Consider the following 22,240-nt stretch of genomic DNA (forward strand, 5'->3'; position numbering starts at 1 on the left):
GATGAGCCGTCATCTGCTGAGAGCCGTGCTCGCCGGCTCCGCCGCCACCCTGTTCCTCGGTCTCGCCGCCCCGCACGCCACGGCGGACTCCGGCCCCTCCGACGCCGCGCGCGAGGCCGCCCGGAAGGCGGCGAGCTCGCCCGGGACGCTGGACACCCTCTCCCGCTTCTTCGCCCGCGACGGCGCCGTCACCAAGGCCGCGGCGGACCCGCGCGTCCAGGGCGACGCCGTGCCCGTGTACTACCTCTCCCCGGAGTTCGTCGCGGGCGAGAAGGGGGCGCCGGTCGCCCGCCTGGAGTTCCTCGCCAGCAAGGCGGTCTCGTCCGACGGACAGGAGGCCTCCCTGTGGACCGTCGAGCGGGGCAGTTCCTGGAAGGTCGTGAACATCGCCACCGGGGACGACGAGACGCACTACGCGCGCGTGGGCGCCAAGAAGCTCCCCGGAGGCACCGTTTTCCGCGAGCCGCAGATCGACGCCTGGTACGTCCAGGGGCGGGGGCGGGTGCTGCCGCTGGACGCCGACGCGAAGCATGCCGTGGGCTCCGGCGGTATTCCGGTTGCCGCCTATCAGAAGCGGGTGCACAACGCGTACGCCGATAAGTTGCCTGGCAGCGGCTACGCGAAGTCCGGTGCGGCGGGGGGCTTCGCCCGGAAGGAGGCCGCTGGTGAGCCGGCGGGTGGCTCCTCGCCCGGCGGTCCCGTCACGGTTGCCTCCTCCGTGGCCGGAGCGGGAGCACTGGTCGCCCTCGGCCTCTCCGGGGTGGCCGTTCTGCGCCATCGCACCCGGCAGCACGGCTGACCTCGCCCGGCCTCCGGCCGGGCTTCCCCACCCACCCGCCCTTCAGGGCGGGTGGGCTTCAAGGGCGGGGAAGAGGCGGCGCGAGACCGGACGGAGGGAAGGAGGCGGCGACGCGAGGCATCGCGGGACCGTCGCGCACAGCTCGCCCTCAAGCCCCGGACTGTCACCCCCCGCCAGTAGGGTGTGAGGCATGGCAGACCCCTCCAGCTACCGCCCCAAGCCGGGACAGATCCCCGACTCGCCGGGGGTCTACAAGTTCCGCGACGAACACCGCCGGGTCATCTACGTGGGCAAGGCGAAAAGCCTGCGCCAGCGCCTGGCGAGCTACTTCCAGGACCTCTCCCACCTGCACCCGCGCACCGCCTCGATGGTGACGACCGCCGCGTCCGTCGAGTGGACGGTGGTGTCCACCGAGGTCGAGGCGCTGCAGCTGGAGTACAGCTGGATCAAGGAGTTCGACCCCCGGTTCAACGTCAAGTACCGCGACGACAAGAGCTATCCGTATCTCGCGGTGACGATGAACGAGGAGTTCCCGCGCGTGCAGGTGATGCGCGGCCACAAGAAGAAGGGCGTGCGCTACTTCGGCCCCTACGGCCACGCGTGGGCCATCCGCGACACCGTCGACCTGCTCCTGCGCGTCTTCCCCGTCCGCACCTGCTCCGCTGGGGTCTTCAAGAACGCCGAGCGCACGGGCCGCCCCTGCCTCCTTGGCTACATCGGCAAGTGCTCGGCGCCCTGCGTGGAGCGGGTCTCCCCGGAGGAGCACCGCGAACTCGCCGAGGACTTCTGCGAGTTCATGACCGGACGCACGGGCACGTACATCCGCCGTATCGAGCGTCAGATGGCCGACGCCGCCGAGGAGATGGAGTACGAGAAGGCGGCCCGCCTCCGCGACGACATCGAGGCCCTCAAGAAGGCCATGGAGAAGAGCGCCGTCGTCCTCGCCGACGCCACGGACGCCGATCTGATCGCCCTCGCCGAGGACGAGCTCGAAGCCGCCGTCCAGATCTTCCACGTCCGCGGCGGCCGGGTGCGGGGCCAGCGCGGCTGGGTCACCGACAAGGTCGAGGCGGTCACCAGCGGTGACCTCGTCGAGCACGCCCTCCAGCAGCTCTATGGCGAGGAGAGCGGGGACTCCGTACCGAAGGAAGTCCTCGTGCCCGCGCTGCCCGACCCGATAGAGCCCGTCCAGGAGTGGCTCACCGAGCGGCGCGGCGCGAACGTATCCCTGCGCATCCCGCAGCGCGGCGACAAGAAGGCGCTGATGGAGACCGTGGCGCGCAACGCGCAGCAGTCGCTGATGCTCCACAAGACCAAGCGCGCGTCCGACCTGACCACCCGCTCCCGCGCACTGGAGGAGATCGCCGAGGCCCTGGAACTCGACAGCGCCCCGCTGCGCATCGAGTGCTACGACATCTCGCATCTGCAGGGCGACGACGTGGTCGCATCGATGGTCGTCTTCGAGGACGGCCTCGCCCGCAAGAGCGAGTACCGCCGCTTCCAGATCAAGGGCTTCGAGGGGCAGGACGACGTCCGCTCCATGCACGAGGTGCTCACCCGCCGCTTCAAGCGCTATCTCGCCGACAAGGAGAAGACGGGGGAGCTGGACGAGGAAGGCGTCGTCGACGAGTCGAACGGCGGGGCGAACGGCGGGGCGAACGGCGGGGCGAACGGCCTGACCGAGGAGGACGGCCGCCCCAAGCGCTTCGCCTACCCGCCGCAGCTCGTCGTCGTGGACGGCGGCCAGCCGCAGGTCGCGGCGGCCCGGCGGGCCCTCGACGAGCTCGGCATCGACGACATCGCGGTCTGCGGCCTCGCCAAGCGCCTCGAAGAGGTCTGGGTGCCGGGCGACGACGACCCGGTGATCCTGCCGCGCACCAGCGAGGGGCTGTACCTTCTCCAGCGGGTGCGCGACGAGGCACACCGCTTCGCGATCACCTACCAGCGGGCCAAGCGGGCCAAGCGCTTCAAGGCGGGACCGCTGGACGCCGTGCCCGGCCTCGGCGACGCGCGCAAGCAGACGCTGATCAAGCACTTCGGTTCGGTGAAGAAGCTCCGGTCCGCGACAATCGAGCAGATCTGCGAGGTTCCGGGGGTAGGCCGCAAGACGGCCGAGACGATCGTCGCGGCCCTGGCCGCGGCGGCCCCCGTGGCGCCCGCCGTGAATACGGCGACCGGAGAGATCATTGAAGACGAGGAACCCGTACGTGCGGGAGCCTCGAACGGTGAGACCGAGGCACCCGTGACCGCGGGCACCTCAGAGGAGCGACGGGGGCAGGAGACATGAACGAGCACGATGAAGGCGGCGAGCAAGTGAGTACGGGCACGACCATCGAGCCAGGTGAGGCCGCCGAGGCGGCTATCCCCGAGCTGGTGATCATCTCCGGCATGTCGGGCGCAGGCCGCAGCACGGCCGCGAAGTGCCTCGAGGACCTCGGCTGGTTCGTCGTCGACAACCTGCCGCCCGCGCTGATCCCCACGATGGTGGAGCTCGGCGCCCGCTCGCAGGGCAACGTGGCGCGGATCGCGGTCGTCGTCGACGTCCGTGGCCGCCGCTTCTTCGACAATCTGCGCCAGTCCCTCGCGGACCTGGAGTCCAAGCAGGTCACCCGCAGGATCGTCTTCCTGGAGTCCTCGGACGACGCCCTGGTGCGCCGCTTCGAGTCGGTGCGCCGCCCGCACCCGCTGCAGGGCGACGGCCGCATCGTCGACGGCATCGCGGCCGAGCGCGAGCTCCTGCGCGAGCTGCGCGGCGACGCCGACCTGGTGATCGACACGTCCAGCCTGAACGTGCACGAGCTGCGCGCCAAGATGGACGCCCAGTTCGCGGGCGACGAGGAGCCCGAGCTGCGGGCCACGGTCATGTCGTTCGGCTACAAGTACGGCCTGCCGGTCGACGCCGACCTGGTCGTGGACTGCCGCTTCCTGCCCAACCCGCACTGGGTGCCGGAGCTGCGCCCCTTCACGGGGCTCAACGAAGAGGTCTCCGGTTACGTCTTCAACCAGCCCGGGGCCAAGGAGTTCCTCGACCGGTACGCCGAGCTGCTCCAGCTCATCGCCGCGGGGTACCGCCGCGAGGGCAAGCGTTACGTGACGATCGCGGTCGGCTGTACGGGCGGCAAGCACCGCTCCGTCGCCATGTCGGAGAAGCTCGCGGCGCGCCTCGCTTCCGAGGGCGTAGAGACCGTCCTCGTCCATCGGGACATGGGGCGAGAGTGAAGGCTTCCCTGCGGCTGAACCGCCTTGGCCGCAAGCGCAGCGCTCAGCCCAAGGTGGTGGCGCTCGGCGGCGGAATGGGCCTGTCCGCCTCGCTCACCGCGCTGCGCCGCATCACCGGTGATCTCACCGCCGTGGTCACCGTCGCCGACGACGGCGGCTCCAGCGGGCGGCTCCGCGACGAGCTGGGCGTGCTGCCGCCCGGCGACCTGCGCAAGGCGCTCGCCGCCCTGTGCGGTGACGACGACTGGGGCCAGACCTGGGCCCGCGTCATCCAGCACCGGTTCCAGTCCCAGGGCGATCTGCACGAGCACGCGGTCGGCAATCTGCTGATCGTCGCCCTGTGGGAGCAGCTCGGCGACCATGTCCAGGCGCTCGACCTGGTCGGCAAGCTGCTCGGCGCGCAGGGCCGCGTACTGCCGATGTCGGCCGTTCCGCTGGAGCTCCAGGCGCTGGTCAAGGGCCACGACCCGGAGCGCCCGGACGATGTGGACACGGTGCGCGGGCAGGCCACGGTGGCGCTCACGCCGGGTGAGGTGCAGTCCGTGCACGTCGTCCCGCACGACCCGCCGGCCGTCCCCGAGGCGGTCGCCGCCGTCCTCGACGCGGACTGGGTGGTGCTCGGCCCCGGCTCCTGGTTCTCCTCGGTGATCCCGCATCTGCTGGTCCCCGAACTGCTCGACGCGCTCATCGAGACGAAGGCCCGCAGGGTGCTCTCGCTGAACCTCGCGCCGCAACCCGGTGAAACCGATGGGTTCTCTCCGCAGCGTCATTTGGAGGTTTTGGCCCGACACGCCCCTAAACTCGCCCTGGACGTGGTGCTGGCCGACGACGCCGCCGTGCCCGACCGTGAGTCACTGACCGATGCCGCCAAGCGGCTCGGCGCCACGGTCGAGCTGGCGCCGGTGGCCCGGCCCGACGGGACTCCGAGGCACGATCCGGAGCTCCTGGCCACCGCGTACGACCGTATTTTTCGGATGCATGGAAGGATCGGCCCATGGCGATGACGGCAGCGGTGAAGGACGAGATCTCCCGGCTTCCCGTCACCCGGACCTGCTGCAGGAAGGCAGAGGTCTCGGCGATCCTGCGGTTCGCGGGCGGCCTTCACCTGGTGAGCGGCCGCATCGTGATCGAGGCGGAGCTGGACACGGCGATGGCCGCACGGCGGCTGAAGCGGGACATCCTGGAGATCTTCGGGCACAGCTCGGAGCTGATCGTGATGGCCCCCGGCGGGCTGCGGCGCGGCTCGCGCTATGTCGTACGCGTGGTGGCCGGCGGCGACCAGCTGGCCCGGCAGACGGGTCTCGTGGACGGCCGCGGCCGCCCGATCAGAGGGCTGCCGCCGCAGGTGGTCTCGGGGGCCACCTGTGACGCGGAGGCCGCCTGGCGCGGGGCCTTCCTGGCGCACGGCTCCCTGACCGAGCCGGGGCGTTCCTCATCGCTGGAGGTGACTTGCCCAGGGCCAGAGGCCGCGCTCGCCCTGGTCGGCGCCGCGCGCAGGCTGCAGATCGCGGCCAAGGCCCGCGAGGTGCGCGGCGTGGACCGTGTCGTGGTCCGGGACGGTGACGCGATCGGCGCGCTGCTCACCCGGCTCGGCGCCCACGAGTCCGTACTGGCCTGGGAGGAGCGGCGGATGCGCCGCGAGGTGCGCGCCACCGCCAACCGCCTGGCCAACTTCGACGACGCCAACCTGCGCCGCTCGGCCCGCGCGGCCGTCGCCGCGGGCGCCCGTGTGCAGCGCGCCCTGGAGATCCTCGGCGACGAGGTCCCGGAGCACCTGGCGGCCGCCGGGCGGCTGCGGATGGAGCACAAGCAGGCCTCCCTGGAGGAGCTGGGCGCGCTCGCCGACCCGGCGCTGACGAAGGACGCGGTCGCGGGCCGTATCCGCCGGCTGCTCGCGATGGCCGACAAGCGGGCCCAGGACCTGGGGATTCCGGGCACGGAGTCCAACCTGAGCGAGGATCTCGCCGACAGCCTCGCCGACAACATGGCGGTCTGAGCGCCGCTGCTCGCGGGTCTGCGCACCACCTGTCACATACGCCACGTAAGCCGCCGGTGTCCCACAGGGCACCGGCGGCTTACGTATGCCCGTCTTGAACGCCCCTTGTCCCCCTTCCCGCCATATTGACATGATCATGAAGTGTCACGAGCCTGGCGTCCGGCACATATGTGCCGGACAACTGCAAGGGGGGCTCATGAGACGAAGAGCGAGAGCCAGATCGGTCGTCGCCGCGGGCGCGCTGCTCATCGGCGGACTCGTCGCCGCGCCGCACGCGCAGGCCGATCCGAAGGCCCCGGCCGCCGACGATCCGGCGGCCGTGAAGGTCTACGAAGCCGACGTCACCAAGAAGCAGATCCCCATCCTGGTGAAGGCGGGCCAGGACGCCCATGAACTCGCGGGCCAGGCGCCCGAGCGCGGCACCGCCCGCGTCCAGGTCTATCTGACCGAGGCGCAGGCCAAGGGCGTCGAGCGCGAGGGCATCGAACTCACCGAGCACAAGGTCTCGGCGAGCACGGAGAAGAAGCTCAAGGCCGCGGGGGACGGCGTCTTCCGGCCGTACGGCGGAAAGGGCGGCCTGAAGGAGGAGATCGTCAAGACCGGGCAGGCCCACCCCGGGCTCACCAAGGTCGTCTCCATCGGCAAGACGCTCAAGGGGCAGGACATCCTCGCGCTCAAGCTCTCCAAGGGCGCGAGCAAGTCCAAGGACGGCTCCAAGCCCGCCACGCTCTACCTCTCCAACCAGCACGCGCGCGAGTGGATCACCCCCGAGATGAACCGCCGCCTGCTCCACCACTATCTCGACAACTACGGCAAGGACCAGCGCATCACCAAGCTGGTCGACTCCACCGAGCTGTGGTTCGTGCTCTCGGCCAACCCCGACGGCTACGACTTCACGCACGCCGCCGACGGCAACCGCCAGTGGCGCAAGAACCTCCGCGACATCGACGGCGACGGCAAGATAGCCGCCGGTGACGGCGTCGACCTCAACCGCAACTTCGCCTACAAGTGGGGCTACGACAACGAGGGTTCGTCCCCGAAGCCCTCCTCGGAGACCTACCGCGGCACGGGACCCATGTCCGAGCCCGAGACCAAGGCGCTCGACCGCTTCCAGAAGCGCATCGGCTTCGAGTACGGCATCAACTACCACTCGGCGGCCGAACTGATCCTCTACGGAGTGGGCTGGCAGGTCGCGACGCCCACCCCGGACGACGTGCTCTACAAGGCCCTCGCCGGCACCCCGGAGAAGCCCGCGATCCCCGGCTACCACCCGCAGGTGGCCTCCGAGCTCTACACCACCAACGGCGAGGCTGACGGCCACGCGGGCAACATCAACGGCATCTCGATGTTCACGCCGGAGATGTCCACTTGCCAGACCGTCTCCGCGCTCGACCCGAACGACCCCTGGAAGCCCGAGGACTGTGCCTCGATCTTCACCTTCCCGGACGACGAGAAGCTGATACAGGAGGAGTTCGCGAAGAACATCCCCTTCGCGCTCGCCGTCGCCGAGACGGCCGCCCACCCCGACCAGCCGGTCTCCGTCCCCGGCGTCGAGGCCCCCGACTTCACCCCGGACGCCTTCACGACGTCGTACGCGCGCGGAGCCGACCAGGAGGTCGCCGTCACCGCCCGCAAGTCGGTGCGCGACAAGGAGCTCAACTACCGCGTCAACGGCGGCCGTACGCACGACGACGACCTCAGGGCCTGGAAGGGCGGCGAGACGTACGGCGGCGAGGACAACCTGCACTTCGACCAGTACCGCGCCTCCGTCGAGGACGCGCGCGTCGGCGACAAGGTCGAGGTGTGGTTCACCGGGCGCACCAAGAAGGGCCGCACGGAGAGCGAGCACTTCACGTACACCGTCGCCGAACGCCCCAAGGCGAAGACGCTCGTCGTCGCCGAGGAAGGCGCCACCGCGACACAGGCCCAGAAGTACGTCGACGCCCTCAAGGGCAACGGGCGTTCGGCCGCGGTCTGGGACGTCGCGGGGAAGGGCGCCCCGCACCCGCTGGGCGTGCTCGGCCACTTCTCGACGGTCGTGCACTACACCGGCGACCCGGCACCCGGCGCGCCCACCCAACTCGCCCTGCGCGCCTACCTCAACGAGGGCGGCAAGCTGATCGAGTCCGGCGAGCGCACGGGCGGCAACGTGGACCTCGGTGACGCGCTCACCGACGACTTCGCGCAGTACTACCTGGGCGCGTACGAACGCCTCTCCGCACCCGGCGCCAACAACTTCGCCGGCAGCGGCGCGCTCGACGGCGTCAAGACCCCGCTCGCGGCGGCCGGCGCCAACCCCCTGGACAAGGCGGGCCGTTACACCGTCACGTCCGACAACCTGCCCACCGACGACTTCCCGCAGTTCAAGAGCGCGGCCGCCGGCAGCTACCCCGGACTCAGCAACCCGTACGCACCCTTCGAGGGCCAGGGCATGGCATCGGCGACCCACGCCGACCAGGACTGGAAGCGGCTGACCCGCACCATCGACCTGACCGGGGTCTCGGCGGCGGACAAGCCGGAGCTGCGGTTCGCGCTCAACTGGAACCTGGAGCCCGGCTACGACCACGGGATCCTGGAGGCGCACACCCCGGGCGCCGACGACTGGACCACGCTGCCGGACAAGAACGGCGGCTCGTCCACCGCAGTGCCCGCGGAGTGCGGGGCCGGGTTCTTCATCAACGGCCACCCGTTCCTGCGCCACTACCTGACGCAGACGGCGACCGGCTGCACGGCCGGCGGCAGCAGCGGCGCCTGGAACAGCTTCACCGGCGCGGCGGGCGGCTTCAAGCCCGTCGCCTTCGACCTCAGCGCCTACGCGGGCAAGAAGGTCGAGGTGTCGCTCAGCTCCGTCACCGACCCCTCCGCCGGAGGCCGCGGCCTCTTCGCCGACAACGCGCAGCTCGTCGTCGGCGGCAACGTGACGGAGACCGAAGGATTCGAGTCCGGGCTCGGTGTCTGGGCCGTCTCGCCGGCCCCGGCCGGGAGCCCCAATATCACAGGCGACTGGGCGCGCACCGGGGAGCTCTACAAGCCCCACGCGGCCGTCACAGCGCGTGACAGCGTGCTCCTCGGCTTCGGGTTCGAGCATGTGCCCGGAAGCCCAGAGCGCACCGCTCTAATGGGCGCCTCCCTGGCACATCTGAGCCGCTGACGCTCCGTGACAAAAGGTGGCCCGTACCCCTACTGGCGAGTACGGGCCGACCTGCCGCCGAAGCCCCCTCTCGATGTCACTTCGGGGCCATCAGAGAGGTAGGGTCGGAGGCGGTCGGGGACATCCCATACATCTCGCCGGCGTCTGAAACCGGCGTACCAACGAGGAGATCGGTTCGTGACGATCCGCGTAGGCATCAACGGCTTCGGCCGCATCGGGCGCAACTACTTCCGGGCGCTGCTCGAGCAGGGTGCGGACATTGAGATCGTGGCTGTCAACGACCTGGGTGACACCGCGACGACGGCGCACCTCCTGAAGTACGACACCATCCTGGGCCGTCTCAAGGCCGAGGTGTCGCACACCGAGGACACCATCACGGTCGACGGCCACACCATCAAGGTCCTTTCCGAGCGCAACCCCGCGGACATCCCCTGGGGTCAGCTGGGCGTCGACATCGTGATCGAGTCCACGGGCATCTTCACGAAGAAGGCCGACGCCGAGAAGCACATCGCCGGCGGCGCCAAGAAGGTCCTCATCTCGGCTCCGGCCAAGGACGAGGACATCACCATCGTGATGGGCGTCAACCAGGACAAGTACGACCCCGCGCAGCACAACATCATCTCGAACGCGTCCTGCACCACCAACTGTGTGGCGCCGATGGCCAAGGTTCTCGACGAGAACTTCGGCATCGTCAAGGGCCTGATGACCACGGTCCACGCGTACACCAACGACCAGCGCATCCTGGACTTCCCGCACTCGGACCTGCGCCGCGCCCGCGCCGCCGCCGAGAACATCATTCCGACCACGACCGGTGCCGCCAAGGCCACCGCTCTGGTCCTGCCGCAGCTCAAGGGCAAGCTCGACGGCATCGCGATGCGCGTGCCGGTCCCGACAGGGTCGGCCACCGACCTGGTCGTCGAGCTGCAGCGCGACGTCACCAAGGACGAGGTCAACGCCGCGTTCAAGAAGGCCGCCGACGACGGCGACCTGAAGGGCGTCCTCTACTACACGGAGGACCCGATCGTGTCCTCGGACATCGTCGGCGACCCGGCGTCCTGCACCTTCGACTCGTCCCTGACCATGGTCCAGGACGGTAAGTCGGTGAAGATCCTCGGCTGGTACGACAACGAGTGGGGTTACTCCAACCGCCTCGTCGACCTCACGGTCTTCGTCGGCGGCCAGCTCTGATCGTCAGAGCAGGCACCTCGATGTGAGCACAGGGTCCGGACCGCGCAATACTGCGGTCCGGGCCTTGTTGCACGTCAGCCCTCTTAAGGAGTCCTGGAGTCCAGCCATGAAGACGATCGACGAACTTCTCGCCGAAGGGGTCGAAGGCAAGCGGGTCTTCGTCCGCGCCGACCTCAATGTGCCGCTCGCCGACGGCACCATCACCGACGACGGCCGCATCCGCGCCGTCCTGCCGACCGTCAAGGCGCTCGCGGACGCGGGCGCCAAGGTGGTCGTCGCCTCGCACCTGGGCCGCCCCAAGGGCGCCCCGGACCCGGCGTTCTCGCTGCTTCCCGCCGCCGAGCGGCTCGGTGAACTCCTGGGCGCGCCCGTCGCGTTCGCGCAGGACACCGTGGGCCCCGCCGCGCACGACGCGGTGGACGGACTGCAGCCCGGCCAGGTCGCCGTCATCGAGAACCTCCGCTTCAACGCCGGTGAGACGTCCAAGGACGACGCCGAGCGCGGCGCCTTCGCCGACCAGCTCGCCGCCCTTGCGGATGTCTACGTAGGGGACGGTTTCGGTGCCGTGCACCGCAAGCACGCCTCCGTGTACGACCTGCCGGCGCGCCTGCCGCGCTACGCGGGCTACCTCATCGCCACCGAGGTCGGCGTCCTGAAGAAGCTCACCGAGGACGTGCAGCGGCCCTACGCCGTGGTCCTCGGCGGCGCCAAGGTCTCCGACAAGCTCGGCGTGATCGACCACCTCCTGGAGCGGGCCGACCGCATCCTCATCGGCGGCGGCATGGCGTACACCTTCCTCAAGGCGCAGGGCCACGAGGTCGGCATCTCCCTCCTGCAGGAGGACCAGATCCCGACGGTGCTCGGCTATCTCAAGCGCGCCGAGGAGAAGGGCGTCGAGTTCGTCCTGCCCGTCGACGTCCTGGTCTCGCCGAACTTCCCGGACCTGAAGACCAAGGCCCCGGCCAACCCCACCACGGTCGCCGCGGACGCCATCCCGGCCGACCAGGAGGGTCTCGACATCGGACCCGAGACCCGTAAGCTCTACGCCTCGAAGCTCGCCGACGCGGCCACCGTCTTCTGGAACGGCCCGATGGGCGTCTTCGAGCACCCGGACTACGCCGAGGGCACCAAGGCGGTCGCCCAGGCTCTCCTCGACTCCCCGGCCTTCACGGTCGTCGGCGGTGGCGACAGCGCCGCGGCCGTCCGGATCCTGGGCTTCGACGAGAACGCATTCGGCCACATTTCCACCGGCGGCGGAGCCTCCCTCGAATACCTCGAGGGCAAGACGCTCCCCGGCCTCGCGGCACTGGAGAACTGACACCTGATGACTACGCGTACCCCGCTGATGGCGGGCAACTGGAAGATGAACCTCAACCACCTCGAGGCCATCGCCCACGTCCAGAAGCTCGCCTTCGCCCTGGCCGACAAGGACTACGAGGCCGTCGAGGTCGCCGTCCTGCCGCCCTTCACCGATCTGCGCTCCGTACAGACCCTGGTCGACGGCGACAAGCTCAAGATCAAGTATGGTGCCCAGGACATCTCGGCGCACGACTCCGGCGCGTACACCGGCGAGATCTCGGGCCCGATGCTCGCCAAGCTGAAGTGCACGTATGTGGCCGTGGGCCACTCCGAGCGCCGCCAGTACCACGACGAGACCGACGAGGTCTGCAACGGCAAGGTGAAGGCCGCCTACAAGCACGGTCTGACCCCGATCCTCTGCGTCGGCGAGGGCCTCGACATCCGTGAGGCCGGCCAGCAGATCCAGTACACGCTCAACCAGATCGACGGCGGCCTCAAGGGCATCCCCGCCGAGCAGGCCGAGTCCATCGTGATCGCGTACGAGCCGGTGTGGGCCATCGGCACCGGCAAGGTCGCGACCCCCGAGGACGCCCAGGAGGTCTGCGGCGCGATCCGCGGCCGCCTGGCCGAGCTGTACTCGCAGGAGCTCGCCGACAAGGTGCGCATCCAGTACGGCGGCTCCGTGAAGTCCGGCAATGTGGCCGCGATCATGGCGCAGCCCGATGTCGACGGTGCCCTGGTGGGCGGCGCCGCCCTTGACACGGACGAGTTCGTCAAGATCGTCCGCTTCAGCGACCAGTGAGTATGCGGTAGCGGCGTTACGACGTACCCTTGCGGGGGTCGGCGGCTCCAGTTTCTAGCTCGAGGGCTACGAAGAAGAGCACCGGCCCCCGTCGTCGATTCTGATCCGAGGAAGTTGGTCCAGCCGTGGTTATGGGGTTCTCGATCGCCCTCATCGTCTTCAGCCTGCTGATGATGCTGCTGGTGCTGATGCACAAGGGCAAGGGCGGCGGCCTCTCCGACATGTTCGGTGGCGGCATGCAGTCGTCCGTCGGTGGCTCGTCGGTCGCCGAGCGCAATCTCGACCGCATCACCGTCGTGGTCGGTCTTCTCTGGTTCGCGTGCATTGTCGTGCTCGGCCTGTTGATGAAGGTGAACAACTGACCGCGAAAGCGGCTTGATTACCACCTTGCGAAATCATCGCTGAAAGCCCCATGTACGGTGCGTGCTCTCCAGCGCGGATTATCATGGGGCTTGCGTCTCGGGGCGGGGTGTAACTCCAAACACTGGACGCGCGTTGGGCCTTACGTAGACTGAGGCGCCCGCAGCAGCACCATCACGCAGGGAGTTACGACCGTGGCAAGTGGCAACGCGATCCGAGGAAGTCGGGTCGGGGCGGGGCCGATGGGCGAGGCCGAGCGCGGTGAGTCCGCGCCGCGACTGCGCATCTCCTTCTGGTGCTCCAACGGACACGAGACGGTGCCCAGCTTCGCCAGCGACGCGCAGGTTCCCGATACTTGGGACTGCCCCCGCTGCGGCTTCCCGGCCGGTCAGGACCGGGACAACCCGCCGGACCCGCCCCGCACCGAGCCGTACAAGACGCACCTGGCGTATGTACGGGAGCGGCGCAGCGACGCGGACGGCGAGGCCATTCTCGCGGAGGCGCTCGCCAAACTGCGGGGCGAGATCTAGGACTTGCGAAGGGCCGGACACCTGAGGGTGTTCGGCCGCTGCGCTTTTCATGGGCCGGTCGGCCTTTCATGTGACGTTTACCGGCACGTGTGCGGACAGATAGCTGCAGACATCTCATACCGGGCCCTGATCAATTAGGTTGGACCGTGCAGCGGGGCAAGGTACGTACATAGGTACGAGAGAAGGCTGAAGTCCGAAATGAACGCAGAAAGCCGCGCGCGGCTCAACCAGACGCCCGAGTGGGCGGCGCTCAGCAAGCACCGGGAGCAGCTGGGGGAGGTGCAGCTGCGTGATCTTTTCGCGCAGGATCCGGCGCGCGGTACGGGATACGCCCTCCAGGTCGGCGACCTGCACGTCGACTACTCCAAGCACCTCGTCACCGACGAGACGCTGGCACTGCTGCGCGAGCTCGCCGCCGCGACGGACGTCTTCGGGCTCCGGGACGCCATGTTCCGCGGCGAGAAGATCAACACCACCGAGGACCGTGCGGTCCTGCACACCGCGCTGCGCGCCCCGCGCGACGCGGTGATCGAGGTCGACGGCGAGAACGTGGTGCCGGCCGTGCACGCCGTCCTCGACAAGATGGCCGTCTTCGCCGGGCAGGTCCGCTCCGGCGGGTGGACCGGGCACACCGGCAAGCGCATCAAGAACATCGTGAACGTCGGCATCGGCGGCTCGGACCTCGGTCCCGCCATGGCCCACGAGGTCCTGCGCTCCTTCACCGACCGTGACCTCACCGTGCGCTTCGTGTCCAACGTCGACGGCGCCGACCTGCACGAGGCCGTGCGGGACCTGGACCCGGCCGAGACGCTGTTCATCATCGCCTCGAAGACCTTCACCACCATCGAGACGATCACGAACGCCACCTCCGCGCGCGACTGGCTCCTGACCGGCCTGCGTGCCGACCAGAGCGCGGTCGCCAAGCACTTCGTGGCGCTTTCGACGAACGCCGAGAAGGTCGCCGACTTCGGCATCGACACGGCCAACATGTTCGAGTTCTGGGACTGGGTCGGCGGCCGCTACTCGTTCGACTCGGCGATCGGCCTGTCGCTGATGCTCGCCATCGGCCCGGATGCCTTCCGCGAGATGCTGGACGGCTTCCACCTCGTCGACGAGCACTTCTGCACCGCGCCCGCCGAGTCCAACGTGCCTCTGCTCCTTGGCCTGTTGGGCATCTGGTACGGCAACTTCCACGACGCCCAGGCGCACGCGGTCCTGCCGTACTCGCACTACCTCTCCAAGTTCACCGCGTACCTCCAGCAGCTGGACATGGAGTCCAACGGCAAGTCGGTCGGACGTGACGGCGAGAAGGTCGACTGGCAGACGGGACCGGTGGTCTGGGGCACGCCCGGTACGAACGGGCAGCACGCGTACTACCAACTCATCCACCAGGGCACGAAGTTGATCCCCGCGGACTTCATCGGCTTCGCCGAGCCCGTCGGTGATCTGCTGCCGGGCCTGGTCGCCCAGCACGACCTCCTGATGGCCAACTTCTTCGCGCAGACCCAGGCGTTGGCCTTCGGCAAGACGCCGGACGAGGTGCGCGCCGAGGGTGTGCCGGAGGAGCTCGTCCCGCACAAGACGTTCCGGGGCAACCACCCGACGACGACGATCCTCTCGAAGGAACTGACGCCGTCGGTTCTCGGCCAACTCATCGCGCTCTACGAGCACAAGGTGTTCGTGCAGGGCGCGGTGTGGAACATCGACTCCTTCGACCAGTGGGGCGTCGAGCTCGGCAAGGTGCTCGCCAAGCGCATCGAGCCCGCCCTGACCGAGGGCGCCGAGGTGCCGGACCTGGACGGGTCGACGACCGCGCTGGTCGCCAAGTACCGGGATCTGCGCGGGCGCTGAGCCTGAACAGGGCCCCCGGCAAGGCGTGCGTCAGGACCGACCGCCTTGCCGGGGGCCGAGGGGGCGCAGGTCCGCATCCTGTTGTCCCGGCAGGGATGTCGGACGCTGCCACGGCTCAGCGGCCGTCCTGGGCAGCAGCACCTCCACCGCCGCTCCCTTGCCGCGCTGTCGCTGTGCCCACTCCTCGACCTCCTCGCGGCAGGCGAGGTCCAGGTGGGAGACGGCGGTCAGGTCGAGCTGGACACCGGAGCGGGCCGACAGGGGTTCCAGCGTGGCGATGAGCTGGGGGAGCCGCAGGAAGGTGGCGTTGCCGCTCATCACGAGGAGTGCGCTGTCGCCTTCGGTGACGGTGTCCACGCGTACGCGCGACATCCTTACCGCCGCGAGCAGGATCGCCACCGCGACGCCGGCGAGCACGCCCTCCAGCAGGTTGCCGACCACGATGGCGCCCGTGGTGACGACCATGACGACGCCCTCGCCCCGGTCCTTGCGCCACATCTTGGGGAACTGGCCCGGGTCGAGCAGCTTCCAGCCGCTGTGCACCAGGATTCCGGCGAGTACGGACACCGGGATCAGCCCGAGCACTCCCGGAAGCAGCAGGCCGAAGCCGAGCAGCCAGGCGCCGTGCAGGACACGGGACACCTTGGTCGTGGCGCCCGCCTGGACGTTGGCCGAGCTGCGCGCGATGACGGCGGTGACCGGCAAGGCGCCGAGCGCGCCCGCGACGGCGTTGCCGACGCCCTGGGAGAACAGTTCGGGGTTGTACCGGGTACGCGGCCCGCTGTGCATCCGGTCCACGGCCGCGGCGCTGAACAGGCTCTCGGCGGAGGCGATCACGGTGAACGTCACCACGACGCCGAGGACCGCCGGGTCCGCGAGCCCCGCGAACCTCTCCGGGCCCGGGATCAGTACGGCGTTCCCGAGGCTGCCGAAGTCGACGGTCTTCACGCGCATCCCAAGCAGCGCGGCGAGCAGTGCGCCCAGGGCGACGGCGACGAGCGGCGCGGGCAGCGCGCCGAGCGGTTTCGGGACCTTCTTCCACAGTGCGCAGATGGTGACGGCGAGTGCCCCGAGCACCAGGGCCTGGGTCGCGGACCGGTCGGCGAAGGTGTCGGAGAACAGGGCGGGCAGTCCCGCGGCGTTCTTGAGCGCGTTGCCGAGCTGGGCGTGATCGGTGAGGGCGTACAACTGGCCGAGGATGAGCGGGAGTCCGATGCCGGCGAGCATGCCGCCGATCACCGACACCGGGATGGCCTGGAAGAAGCGGCCCGCCTTGAGGGCGCCGAGCAGCATCTGGAGGAGGCCGGTGGCGAGCACGATCGGACCCAGCATCTCCAGGCCGTGGTCGGTGACGGCCTCGAGGACCAGCGCGGCGAGTCCGGCGGCCGGCCCGCTGACCTGGAGGTTGCTGCCGGGCAGGAAGCCGACGACGAGGCCGCCGACGATTCCGGAGACGATGCCGAGTGCCACCGGCACCCCGGAGGCGGCGGCGACGCCGATGCACAGGGGCAGCGCCACCAGGAACACGACGAGGGAGGCGACGACGTCGGTGGCGATCACACCCCCTGACGGCGGCGGCGCGGATGTGCCCGGTCCTGCGGGCGCGCCCCGTCCTGCGGGAGCGGGGCGCTTGGCATGGCGTCCGGACCCCATCAGCCTTCACCCGCAGACCAGTTGAGTATGTCGACCTCGCCCGTGTCGATCCGGTAGAACCAGCCGTGCAGCCGCACCTCACCGCGTTCGACGCCGGGCCGGACGGACGGATAGGTGGCGAGGGTGGTGAGCTGGGCGGCCACATGCCGGCGCACCTGGCGGGTCAGCGCCGGGTCGTAAGCCGTCTCGGAAGAGCTGCCGACCCCGGGACGGCCGAGGCCCAGTGCGGGCCGGGCGAGGTCCAGCCAGCGGCCGAGACCCGGAAGCCCCGCGAGGTCGGTGCCGCTGACCAGGGCGTCGAGCGCCCCGCAGTGCGAGTGGCCGCAGACGACGATGTCGCGGACGCCGAGCACCTCCACGGCGTACGAGATGGTGGCGGCCTCGCTGCACGCCGGGCTGTGGTCGTACGGAGGCACGATGCTCCCGGCGGTGCGCAGTTCGAAGAGGTCGCCGGGCCCGGCACCCGTGATGTGGGCCGGGACCACCCGCGAGTCCGAGCAGGTGATGAACAGCGCCTGGGGTGCCTGGCCCTCGGCGAGCCTGCGATATTTGTCACTGTCGGCGCTCACGTGATGCCTGAACGACTGTGCACGCTCCAGTAGTTGCTGCATGGACGCGCTCCTTTCGTTTCGGGTGATCAGGACGCTAACCAGCGGCTTTGCGGCCACGGGAGGGCTCTGGCCGAGCGCTGGACGGACCTTGGCGAACTCCTGGGCCGTCCCTGTACTTGCCTTAACTCCCGCCCCGTCCGAGCCCGTTGGGGTAAGACGGCTGCTGTACCTTCCGGGGCATGCGAGTGCTGCTGGTGGAGGACGACGAGACGATCGCCGAGCCGCTGGCCGACGGCCTTGGCCGGTACGGCTTCACCGTCACGCGGTGTGCCACGGGCGCGGAGGCGCTGAGCACGCCGCCCGGCGACTTCGTGCTGCTCGACCTGGGGCTGCCGGACATGGACGGCATCGACGTGTGCCGCGGGCTGCGTCAGGTCTCCCCGGTGCCGATCATCATGCTGACCGCGCGCGGTGGTGAGGCCGACCGCATCGTGGGCCTGGAACTCGGTGCGGACGACTACCTGGGGAAGCCGTTCTCGCTGCGCGAACTGGTCGCGCGGATGCGGGCGGTGACCCGGCGCACGGCCGCCCCGGCGCAGGCCTCGACCGCCGTACCGACCCGGGCCCAGGCCCCTGCTCCCGTACCGGCGCCGCCCGGCCCTCTCGTCGCAGGACCGCTCACCGTCGACCGGCGCACCCGCCACGTGCACATGGCGGGCCAGGGCGTGGCCCTGACCCCGAAGGAGTTCGACCTCCTTGCGCTCCTGATGCAGGACCCGGGCGCGGTGTTCCCGCGCAGACTGCTCCTGGAGGCGGTGTGGGAGGCGGACTTCTTCGGATCGACCAAGACCCTCGATGTCCATGTGGCCGCGCTGCGGCGCAAGTTGGGCGATTCCGCATGGATCGAAACGGTGCGCGGAGTGGGGTTCCGGCTGGTCGCGCCGGGCGGCTGAGGAGGCCAGGGACGTGCGCTACCGCCTGCTGCGCAGCTACCTCATGCTCGCCGCGCTGGCCCTGATCGTGCTGGAAGTGCCGCTCGGCCGCTTCTACCTGCGCTCGGAGGAGACCCGGGCACTGGCCGCGCTGGAGGGCAACGCCGAGGTGTTCGCCGCCTACGCCGACCAGTTGATCGAGGCAGGTGCCCCGGAACGGCTGCCCGCCCTGGCCCGCGACACGGCGGGACGCATCGGCGGCGAAGTCGTCGTCGTGGACGTCCGGGGCCAACTCCTGGCCGCCTCGCCGGGATTCGGCGAGCGTGAGCTCCGGAAGGTGGCGCGGCAGCCCGAGATCGTCACGGCACTGGGCGGCGGCTCATCGGCGGGCGTACGCCATGGGTCGGCCGGGGGCGAAGCGGTCGTGCACCTGGCCGTGCCCACCCGCCCCGGCCCGGCGTCGCGCGGCGCGGTACGGATCACCGTGCCGCGTGCGCAGATCATGGTCGAAAGCCGTGCGGTGTGGCTGTACCTGGGGGCGGTCGGGGCAGGTGTCCTCGCGGTCGCCGCAGTGGTGGCGTTCGCCATGGCGCGCTGGATCAGCCGCCCGGTCCTTGCGCTCCAGGAAGCGGCGGCGCGGGTCGCGGCGGGCGGCGATCTTGTCGTGCCCGCCCGCCGGACGACCGGGCCGCCCGAGATCCGTCGGCTCACCGAGACGCTGCGCATGACCGCCCGGCGCCTGGGTCATCTGCTTGCCGCCCAGCGGGCCTTCGCGGGCGAGGCCTCCCACCAGCTCAAGACGCCGCTGGCGGCGCTGCGGCTGCGCCTCGAGAACCTGGAACAGGACCTCGCGCCGCGCGCACGGCGGGACTTGGAGGCGGCCCTCGCGGAGACCGACCGTCTTGCCCGGACGGCGGAGACGCTCCTTGCCCTGTCCCGCCTGGAAGAGGCCGGCAGCGCGCCCGAACCGATCGCCGTGGACGCCGTCGTCGCCGAGCGCGTCGCTTCGTGGGCGCCGGTCGCGGCGGCATCCGGTGTCTGGCTGGTCGCGGCAGGTGAGGCGGCGGGCCGGGTCTGGGCGCTGCCGGGCGCGGTGGAGCAGATCCTGGACAATCTGCTGTCCAACGCCGTACGGGTCTGCCCGACGGGCGGCACGGTCACCGTCCGCACCCACGTCGTGCGCCCGCGCCACAGGCTGGGCCGGCGTGCCCGCCGTATCCGCGGGACCCAGGAGGACGGCGCCCCGCCGCAGCTGGTCGAGCTGCATGTGATCGACGAAGGGCCGGGGCTCTCGCCGGAGGAGCGCGAGCGTGCCTTCGACCGGTTCTGGCGGGCCTCGGACGCGCCCAAGGGCGGGTCCGGTCTTGGCCTGCCGCTCGTCCGGCGCCTGGCACGGGCGGCAGGCGGTGACGCCCGCCTGGATCAGGCACCGGGTTCCGGGGTCGACGCGGCGGTGACGCTGGTCCGTGCGACGAGCGCCGTCACCTGGCGACGGCGCGAGGACCGAGCGGCCACGGCGCACCCCGATGGCCGACGGGCCCGGCCGTGGGCGGCCAGGCCTTGAATCAACCCCAGCCGAAGCAGGGGGCGCACCACCGCACAGAGCTCAGGCCTCAGGCGACCGCGCTCAGCGTGTCCGCGAGGCGGCGCCGGGCCGCTCGCGACGCCGGGAGCGCGGCAAGGGCGGCGGCTCCAAGGACCGCGGCCGAGCCGAAGAGGATGAGCAGAGCGGGGGACGGCATCCGGGCGATACCGGCGCCGATGCCGTTCGACCGCCCCTGGGCGTCGATCAGCCAGTGCGCGATGGGCAGCCCGAGTGCCGTGCCGGTGAGCGCGGCAGCGAGGGCGGTGCACCCCGTCGCCGTCACCGCGACCGCCGTGATCTGCCGTGGTGACAGGCCGATCGCCTTGAGGGCGAGCAGATCCCGTTCCCCCTCGCGCACCGTGCCGCCGATCGCGGTCAGCAGCTCGATGAGCCCGATCAGGGCAAGGACGGCGATCAGACCGATGACCACCGAGCGCAGGGGCGAGAGCCCGTCGGCCGGGTTGGTCACGGCCTGGACGTCGAGCTGTCCCCGCGAGGTCCTCGTCAGCTCCGCGCCGACCGCTGCGGGATCCGCGCCGGGGCGCAGCTGCAGCTGGTAGAGCGTGGGCCGGAGCTTCGGGTCGTTCTCCCGCAGCGTGTCGAGCGAGGTGGAGATGATCCGGCCGCTGTTCTCCGGCTCGATGTTGCGGCCCACGATGTGCAGGATCTGCGGGCGCCCGCCCACCGTCATCCGCACCCAGTCACCGACGCGTACGTCCAGTGCGTCGAGGAGCCCCTGACCGGCCACCGCCTCGTCCGGGCCGCGCGCCGGGCGGCCCTCGGCCAGCGTGAAGGGGTACGGGTTCTGGTGCGTGCCCAGGCCGCGCAGCGCGATGGTGCCGGTCTGGCCGGGGACGAGGGCCGCCACCTCGATGCCCGGATGGACCCCGGTGACCTGCCGGTTTCCGGCGAGCAGGTCCCGCGCCCCGGAGTCGGTCAGGTCCTCGTCGGCGCGGGCGGTGAGCGCCGCCGCGAGGCCGAGCTCCTGGGGCCTGTCGTGGAACCGGTCGATGGTGGTCCAGGCGCTCAGCGCGACCACGATCAGCAGGAGCGGCAGGGCGAGGCGGGCGATCGCGGACAGGGAGCGCGGCCGCCGCGTGAACGCCTTGTGCCAGCCGAGGACCAGTGCGGGCGGCAGCCGCAGCCCCAGTGCCCCGCGCGCCACGCCGGACAGACGGCCGCCGGGCGCCACCGCGGCCCGAAGCACGGGCACCGACGGCACCCGCCCGGCCCGCCACGCGGCGAGCCCCGTCATGGCGCCGATGAAGAGGACCGCGGCGGCCGGCACCCCGAACAGGGCCGCCGTATGCTCCGGCAGCCCCTGCCACACGCCGACCGCGTCGCCGAGCCGCCCCGGGACGCGGCTGCCCAGCGTCTGGATCAGAGCCGTCGCCACCGCGGCGCCGAGCAGGGCGTACGCCAGATGCTGGACGAGGAAGCTGCGCACCACCTGGCCGGGGGTGAAGCCGATGGCCTTCAGGACCGAGATGTCGCGCAGATGGCCCCGGATACGGGTGTCGATGGCGCCGTACACGGCGAGGGCGGCGGCCACCAGGGCTCCCAGGCCGAAGAGGCCGAGCACCTGGCCGAGCAGCCGGTTGCCGCCCTGGGCCTCCGCGCGTGCCTGCTGCCAGTGGGAGACCTGGGTGACCGCTCCGGCGCCCAGGGTCGTGACGGCGCGCTGCACCGCGTAGTCCGTGTCGCCGGGGTCGGCGAGGCGAAGGCCGACGACCTGGCCCGAGCGACCCTCGGTCCGCTGCACGACGGACGGGGGCGCCCAGACGAGTCCGGACCGCTCCCCGGGGCTGTAGCCGGGCTCGGCGCTGTCGGCGACGCCGAGGACGGTCAGGGTGCGTGCGGTGCCGGGCAGCTTCAAGGTGTCGCCGGGCTCGGCCCACAGCGCGCGGGCGAGGCCGTGCTCGAGGACGACGCCGTCCGGAGTGGCCGGGTCGAGCCAGCGGCCGGAGGTCAGCAGGGGCCGCCCGGTGGCGGGCGGTGCGCCGGTGGCTGCGCGCAGTTCGACGGAGGCACGTGCGCCGTGCGACTCGACGGCGGTCGCGGCGGTCCGGTACGGCCCGGAGACGGACTCGACGCCGCCGAGACGAGCCAGCCGTCCTGCGTCGGTGTCGGCCCCGGTGTGGATCCACACATGCGCGCCCCGTGACTGGGTGAAGACGCGCTGCCAGGGGTTGGTGGCGTACCCGAAGAGCGCCGACGCAAGGAGCAGCGATGCGACGATCCCGGCGGTGGCGAGCACGATGAACAGCGCCTCGCCACGGTGCGTCCGCAGATCGGCGTGCGCCCAGCGCAGGGTGGCCCGCATG

General features: G+C 70.7%; 17 protein-coding genes. 14 read left to right on the forward strand and 3 right to left on the reverse strand.

Features of this window, described 5'->3' with window-relative positions; all coding sequences use genetic code 11:
• The first annotated feature begins 1 nt into the window (after position 1).
• The 12 genes from AB0G47_RS03490 to pgi all read left to right on the forward strand — a co-directional run bounded on the left by AB0G47_RS03490 (position 2) and on the right by pgi (position 15,195).
• Positions 2-799, forward strand: a complete 798-nt coding sequence (locus tag AB0G47_RS03490) for a hypothetical protein (RefSeq protein ID WP_360763957.1) — start codon at positions 2-4, stop codon at positions 797-799.
• A gap of 190 nt (positions 800-989) precedes the next feature.
• Positions 990-3,086: an excinuclease ABC subunit UvrC gene (gene uvrC / locus AB0G47_RS03495; RefSeq protein WP_360763581.1), complete on the forward strand. Its 2,097-nt coding sequence runs from the start codon at positions 990-992 to the stop codon at positions 3,084-3,086.
• Positions 3,083-4,018, forward strand: coding sequence for an RNase adapter RapZ (gene rapZ / locus AB0G47_RS03500; RefSeq protein ID WP_360763583.1), 936 nt, complete (start codon positions 3,083-3,085; stop codon positions 4,016-4,018). Before uvrC ends, rapZ begins: the two co-directional genes overlap by 4 nt.
• Complete coding sequence (gene yvcK / locus AB0G47_RS03505) at positions 4,015-5,022, forward strand: uridine diphosphate-N-acetylglucosamine-binding protein YvcK (protein ID WP_360763584.1); 1,008 nt, start codon at positions 4,015-4,017, stop codon at positions 5,020-5,022. The genes rapZ and yvcK overlap by 4 nt, the downstream gene beginning before the upstream one ends.
• Positions 5,013-6,014 (forward strand): DNA-binding protein WhiA, encoded by a 1,002-nt coding sequence (whiA, locus tag AB0G47_RS03510; RefSeq protein WP_360763586.1) that lies wholly within the window; start codon positions 5,013-5,015, stop codon positions 6,012-6,014. The genes yvcK and whiA overlap by 10 nt, the downstream gene beginning before the upstream one ends.
• Before the next feature lie 196 nt (positions 6,015-6,210).
• Positions 6,211-9,165: a M14 family zinc carboxypeptidase gene (locus tag AB0G47_RS03515; RefSeq protein ID WP_360763588.1), complete on the forward strand. Its 2,955-nt coding sequence runs from the start codon at positions 6,211-6,213 to the stop codon at positions 9,163-9,165.
• Between the two features lie 177 nt (positions 9,166-9,342).
• Positions 9,343-10,353 (forward strand): type I glyceraldehyde-3-phosphate dehydrogenase, encoded by a 1,011-nt coding sequence (gene gap / locus AB0G47_RS03520; protein WP_360763590.1) that lies wholly within the window; start codon positions 9,343-9,345, stop codon positions 10,351-10,353.
• Positions 10,354-10,459: 106 nt separating this feature from the next.
• Positions 10,460-11,671, forward strand: coding sequence for a phosphoglycerate kinase (locus AB0G47_RS03525; RefSeq protein WP_360763591.1), 1,212 nt, complete (start codon positions 10,460-10,462; stop codon positions 11,669-11,671).
• 6 nt (positions 11,672-11,677) lie between these two features.
• Complete coding sequence (gene tpiA, locus AB0G47_RS03530; RefSeq protein ID WP_266868272.1) at positions 11,678-12,454, forward strand: triose-phosphate isomerase; 777 nt, start codon at positions 11,678-11,680, stop codon at positions 12,452-12,454.
• A gap of 131 nt (positions 12,455-12,585) precedes the next feature.
• Complete coding sequence (gene secG / locus AB0G47_RS03535) at positions 12,586-12,816, forward strand: preprotein translocase subunit SecG (RefSeq protein WP_135329442.1); 231 nt, start codon at positions 12,586-12,588, stop codon at positions 12,814-12,816.
• A gap of 192 nt (positions 12,817-13,008) precedes the next feature.
• Positions 13,009-13,344, forward strand: coding sequence for an RNA polymerase-binding protein RbpA (locus AB0G47_RS03540; RefSeq protein ID WP_078077905.1), 336 nt, complete (start codon positions 13,009-13,011; stop codon positions 13,342-13,344).
• A gap of 198 nt (positions 13,345-13,542) precedes the next feature.
• Positions 13,543-15,195, forward strand: coding sequence for a glucose-6-phosphate isomerase (gene pgi, locus AB0G47_RS03545; protein WP_360763594.1), 1,653 nt, complete (start codon positions 13,543-13,545; stop codon positions 15,193-15,195).
• A 30-nt stretch (positions 15,196-15,225) separates the two neighbouring features.
• Here pgi and AB0G47_RS03550 read toward each other — a convergent pair whose 3' ends face one another.
• The gene (locus AB0G47_RS03550) at positions 15,226-16,848 is read right to left on the reverse strand and encodes a SulP family inorganic anion transporter (RefSeq protein ID WP_360763596.1); all 1,623 of its coding nucleotides are present in this window, start codon (positions 16,846-16,848) and stop codon (positions 15,226-15,228) included.
• The gene (locus AB0G47_RS03555) at positions 16,848-17,459 is read right to left on the reverse strand and encodes a carbonic anhydrase (RefSeq protein ID WP_360763598.1); all 612 of its coding nucleotides are present in this window, start codon (positions 17,457-17,459) and stop codon (positions 16,848-16,850) included. Before AB0G47_RS03555 ends, AB0G47_RS03550 begins: the two co-directional genes overlap by 1 nt.
• 179 nt (positions 17,460-17,638) lie before the next feature.
• Between AB0G47_RS03555 and AB0G47_RS03560 the strand changes: the two genes are divergently transcribed.
• Both AB0G47_RS03560 and AB0G47_RS03565 read left to right on the forward strand, forming a co-directional pair.
• On the forward strand, positions 17,639-18,352 hold the full coding sequence (locus AB0G47_RS03560; protein ID WP_360763600.1) for a response regulator transcription factor: 714 nt from the start codon (positions 17,639-17,641) through the stop codon (positions 18,350-18,352).
• 13 nt (positions 18,353-18,365) lie between these two features.
• Entirely contained in the window at positions 18,366-19,895 is a 1,530-nt protein-coding gene (locus AB0G47_RS03565; protein WP_360763602.1) for a HAMP domain-containing sensor histidine kinase, read from the forward strand.
• 49 nt (positions 19,896-19,944) lie between these two features.
• On the opposite strand, the gene AB0G47_RS03570 is transcribed toward AB0G47_RS03565, so the two are convergent.
• Positions 19,945-22,239: an FtsX-like permease family protein gene (locus AB0G47_RS03570; protein ID WP_360763604.1), complete on the reverse strand. Its 2,295-nt coding sequence runs from the start codon at positions 22,237-22,239 to the stop codon at positions 19,945-19,947.
• Position 22,240: the final 1 nt, after the last annotated feature.

This window comes from Streptomyces sp. NPDC021622 (genome assembly GCF_040640795.1).
Lineage (GTDB): Bacteria > Actinomycetota > Actinomycetes > Streptomycetales > Streptomycetaceae > Streptomyces.

Excerpts from the sequence above, each read along its gene's own strand:
- AB0G47_RS03490 (WP_360763957.1), top strand. The coding sequence starts at position 2 with ATGAGCCGTCATCTGCTGAGAGCCGTGCTCGCCGGCTCCGCCGCCACC.
- uvrC (WP_360763581.1), top strand. The coding sequence starts at position 990 with ATGGCAGACCCCTCCAGCTACCGCCCCAAGCCGGGACAGATCCCCGAC.
- rapZ (WP_360763583.1), top strand. The coding sequence starts at position 3,083 with ATGAACGAGCACGATGAAGGCGGCGAGCAAGTGAGTACGGGCACGACC.
- whiA (WP_360763586.1), top strand. The coding sequence starts at position 5,013 with ATGGCGATGACGGCAGCGGTGAAGGACGAGATCTCCCGGCTTCCCGTC.
- AB0G47_RS03515 (WP_360763588.1), top strand. The coding sequence starts at position 6,211 with ATGAGACGAAGAGCGAGAGCCAGATCGGTCGTCGCCGCGGGCGCGCTG.
- AB0G47_RS03525 (WP_360763591.1), top strand. The coding sequence starts at position 10,460 with ATGAAGACGATCGACGAACTTCTCGCCGAAGGGGTCGAAGGCAAGCGG.
- tpiA (WP_266868272.1), top strand. The coding sequence starts at position 11,678 with ATGACTACGCGTACCCCGCTGATGGCGGGCAACTGGAAGATGAACCTC.
- secG (WP_135329442.1), top strand. The coding sequence starts at position 12,586 with ATGGGGTTCTCGATCGCCCTCATCGTCTTCAGCCTGCTGATGATGCTG.
- pgi (WP_360763594.1), top strand. The coding sequence starts at position 13,543 with ATGAACGCAGAAAGCCGCGCGCGGCTCAACCAGACGCCCGAGTGGGCG.
- AB0G47_RS03550 (WP_360763596.1), bottom strand. The coding sequence starts at position 16,848 with ATGGGGTCCGGACGCCATGCCAAGCGCCCCGCTCCCGCAGGACGGGGC.
- AB0G47_RS03555 (WP_360763598.1), bottom strand. The coding sequence starts at position 17,459 with ATGCAGCAACTACTGGAGCGTGCACAGTCGTTCAGGCATCACGTGAGC.
- AB0G47_RS03560 (WP_360763600.1), top strand. The coding sequence starts at position 17,639 with ATGCGAGTGCTGCTGGTGGAGGACGACGAGACGATCGCCGAGCCGCTG.
- AB0G47_RS03570 (WP_360763604.1), bottom strand. The coding sequence starts at position 22,239 with ATGCGGGCCACCCTGCGCTGGGCGCACGCCGATCTGCGGACGCACCGT.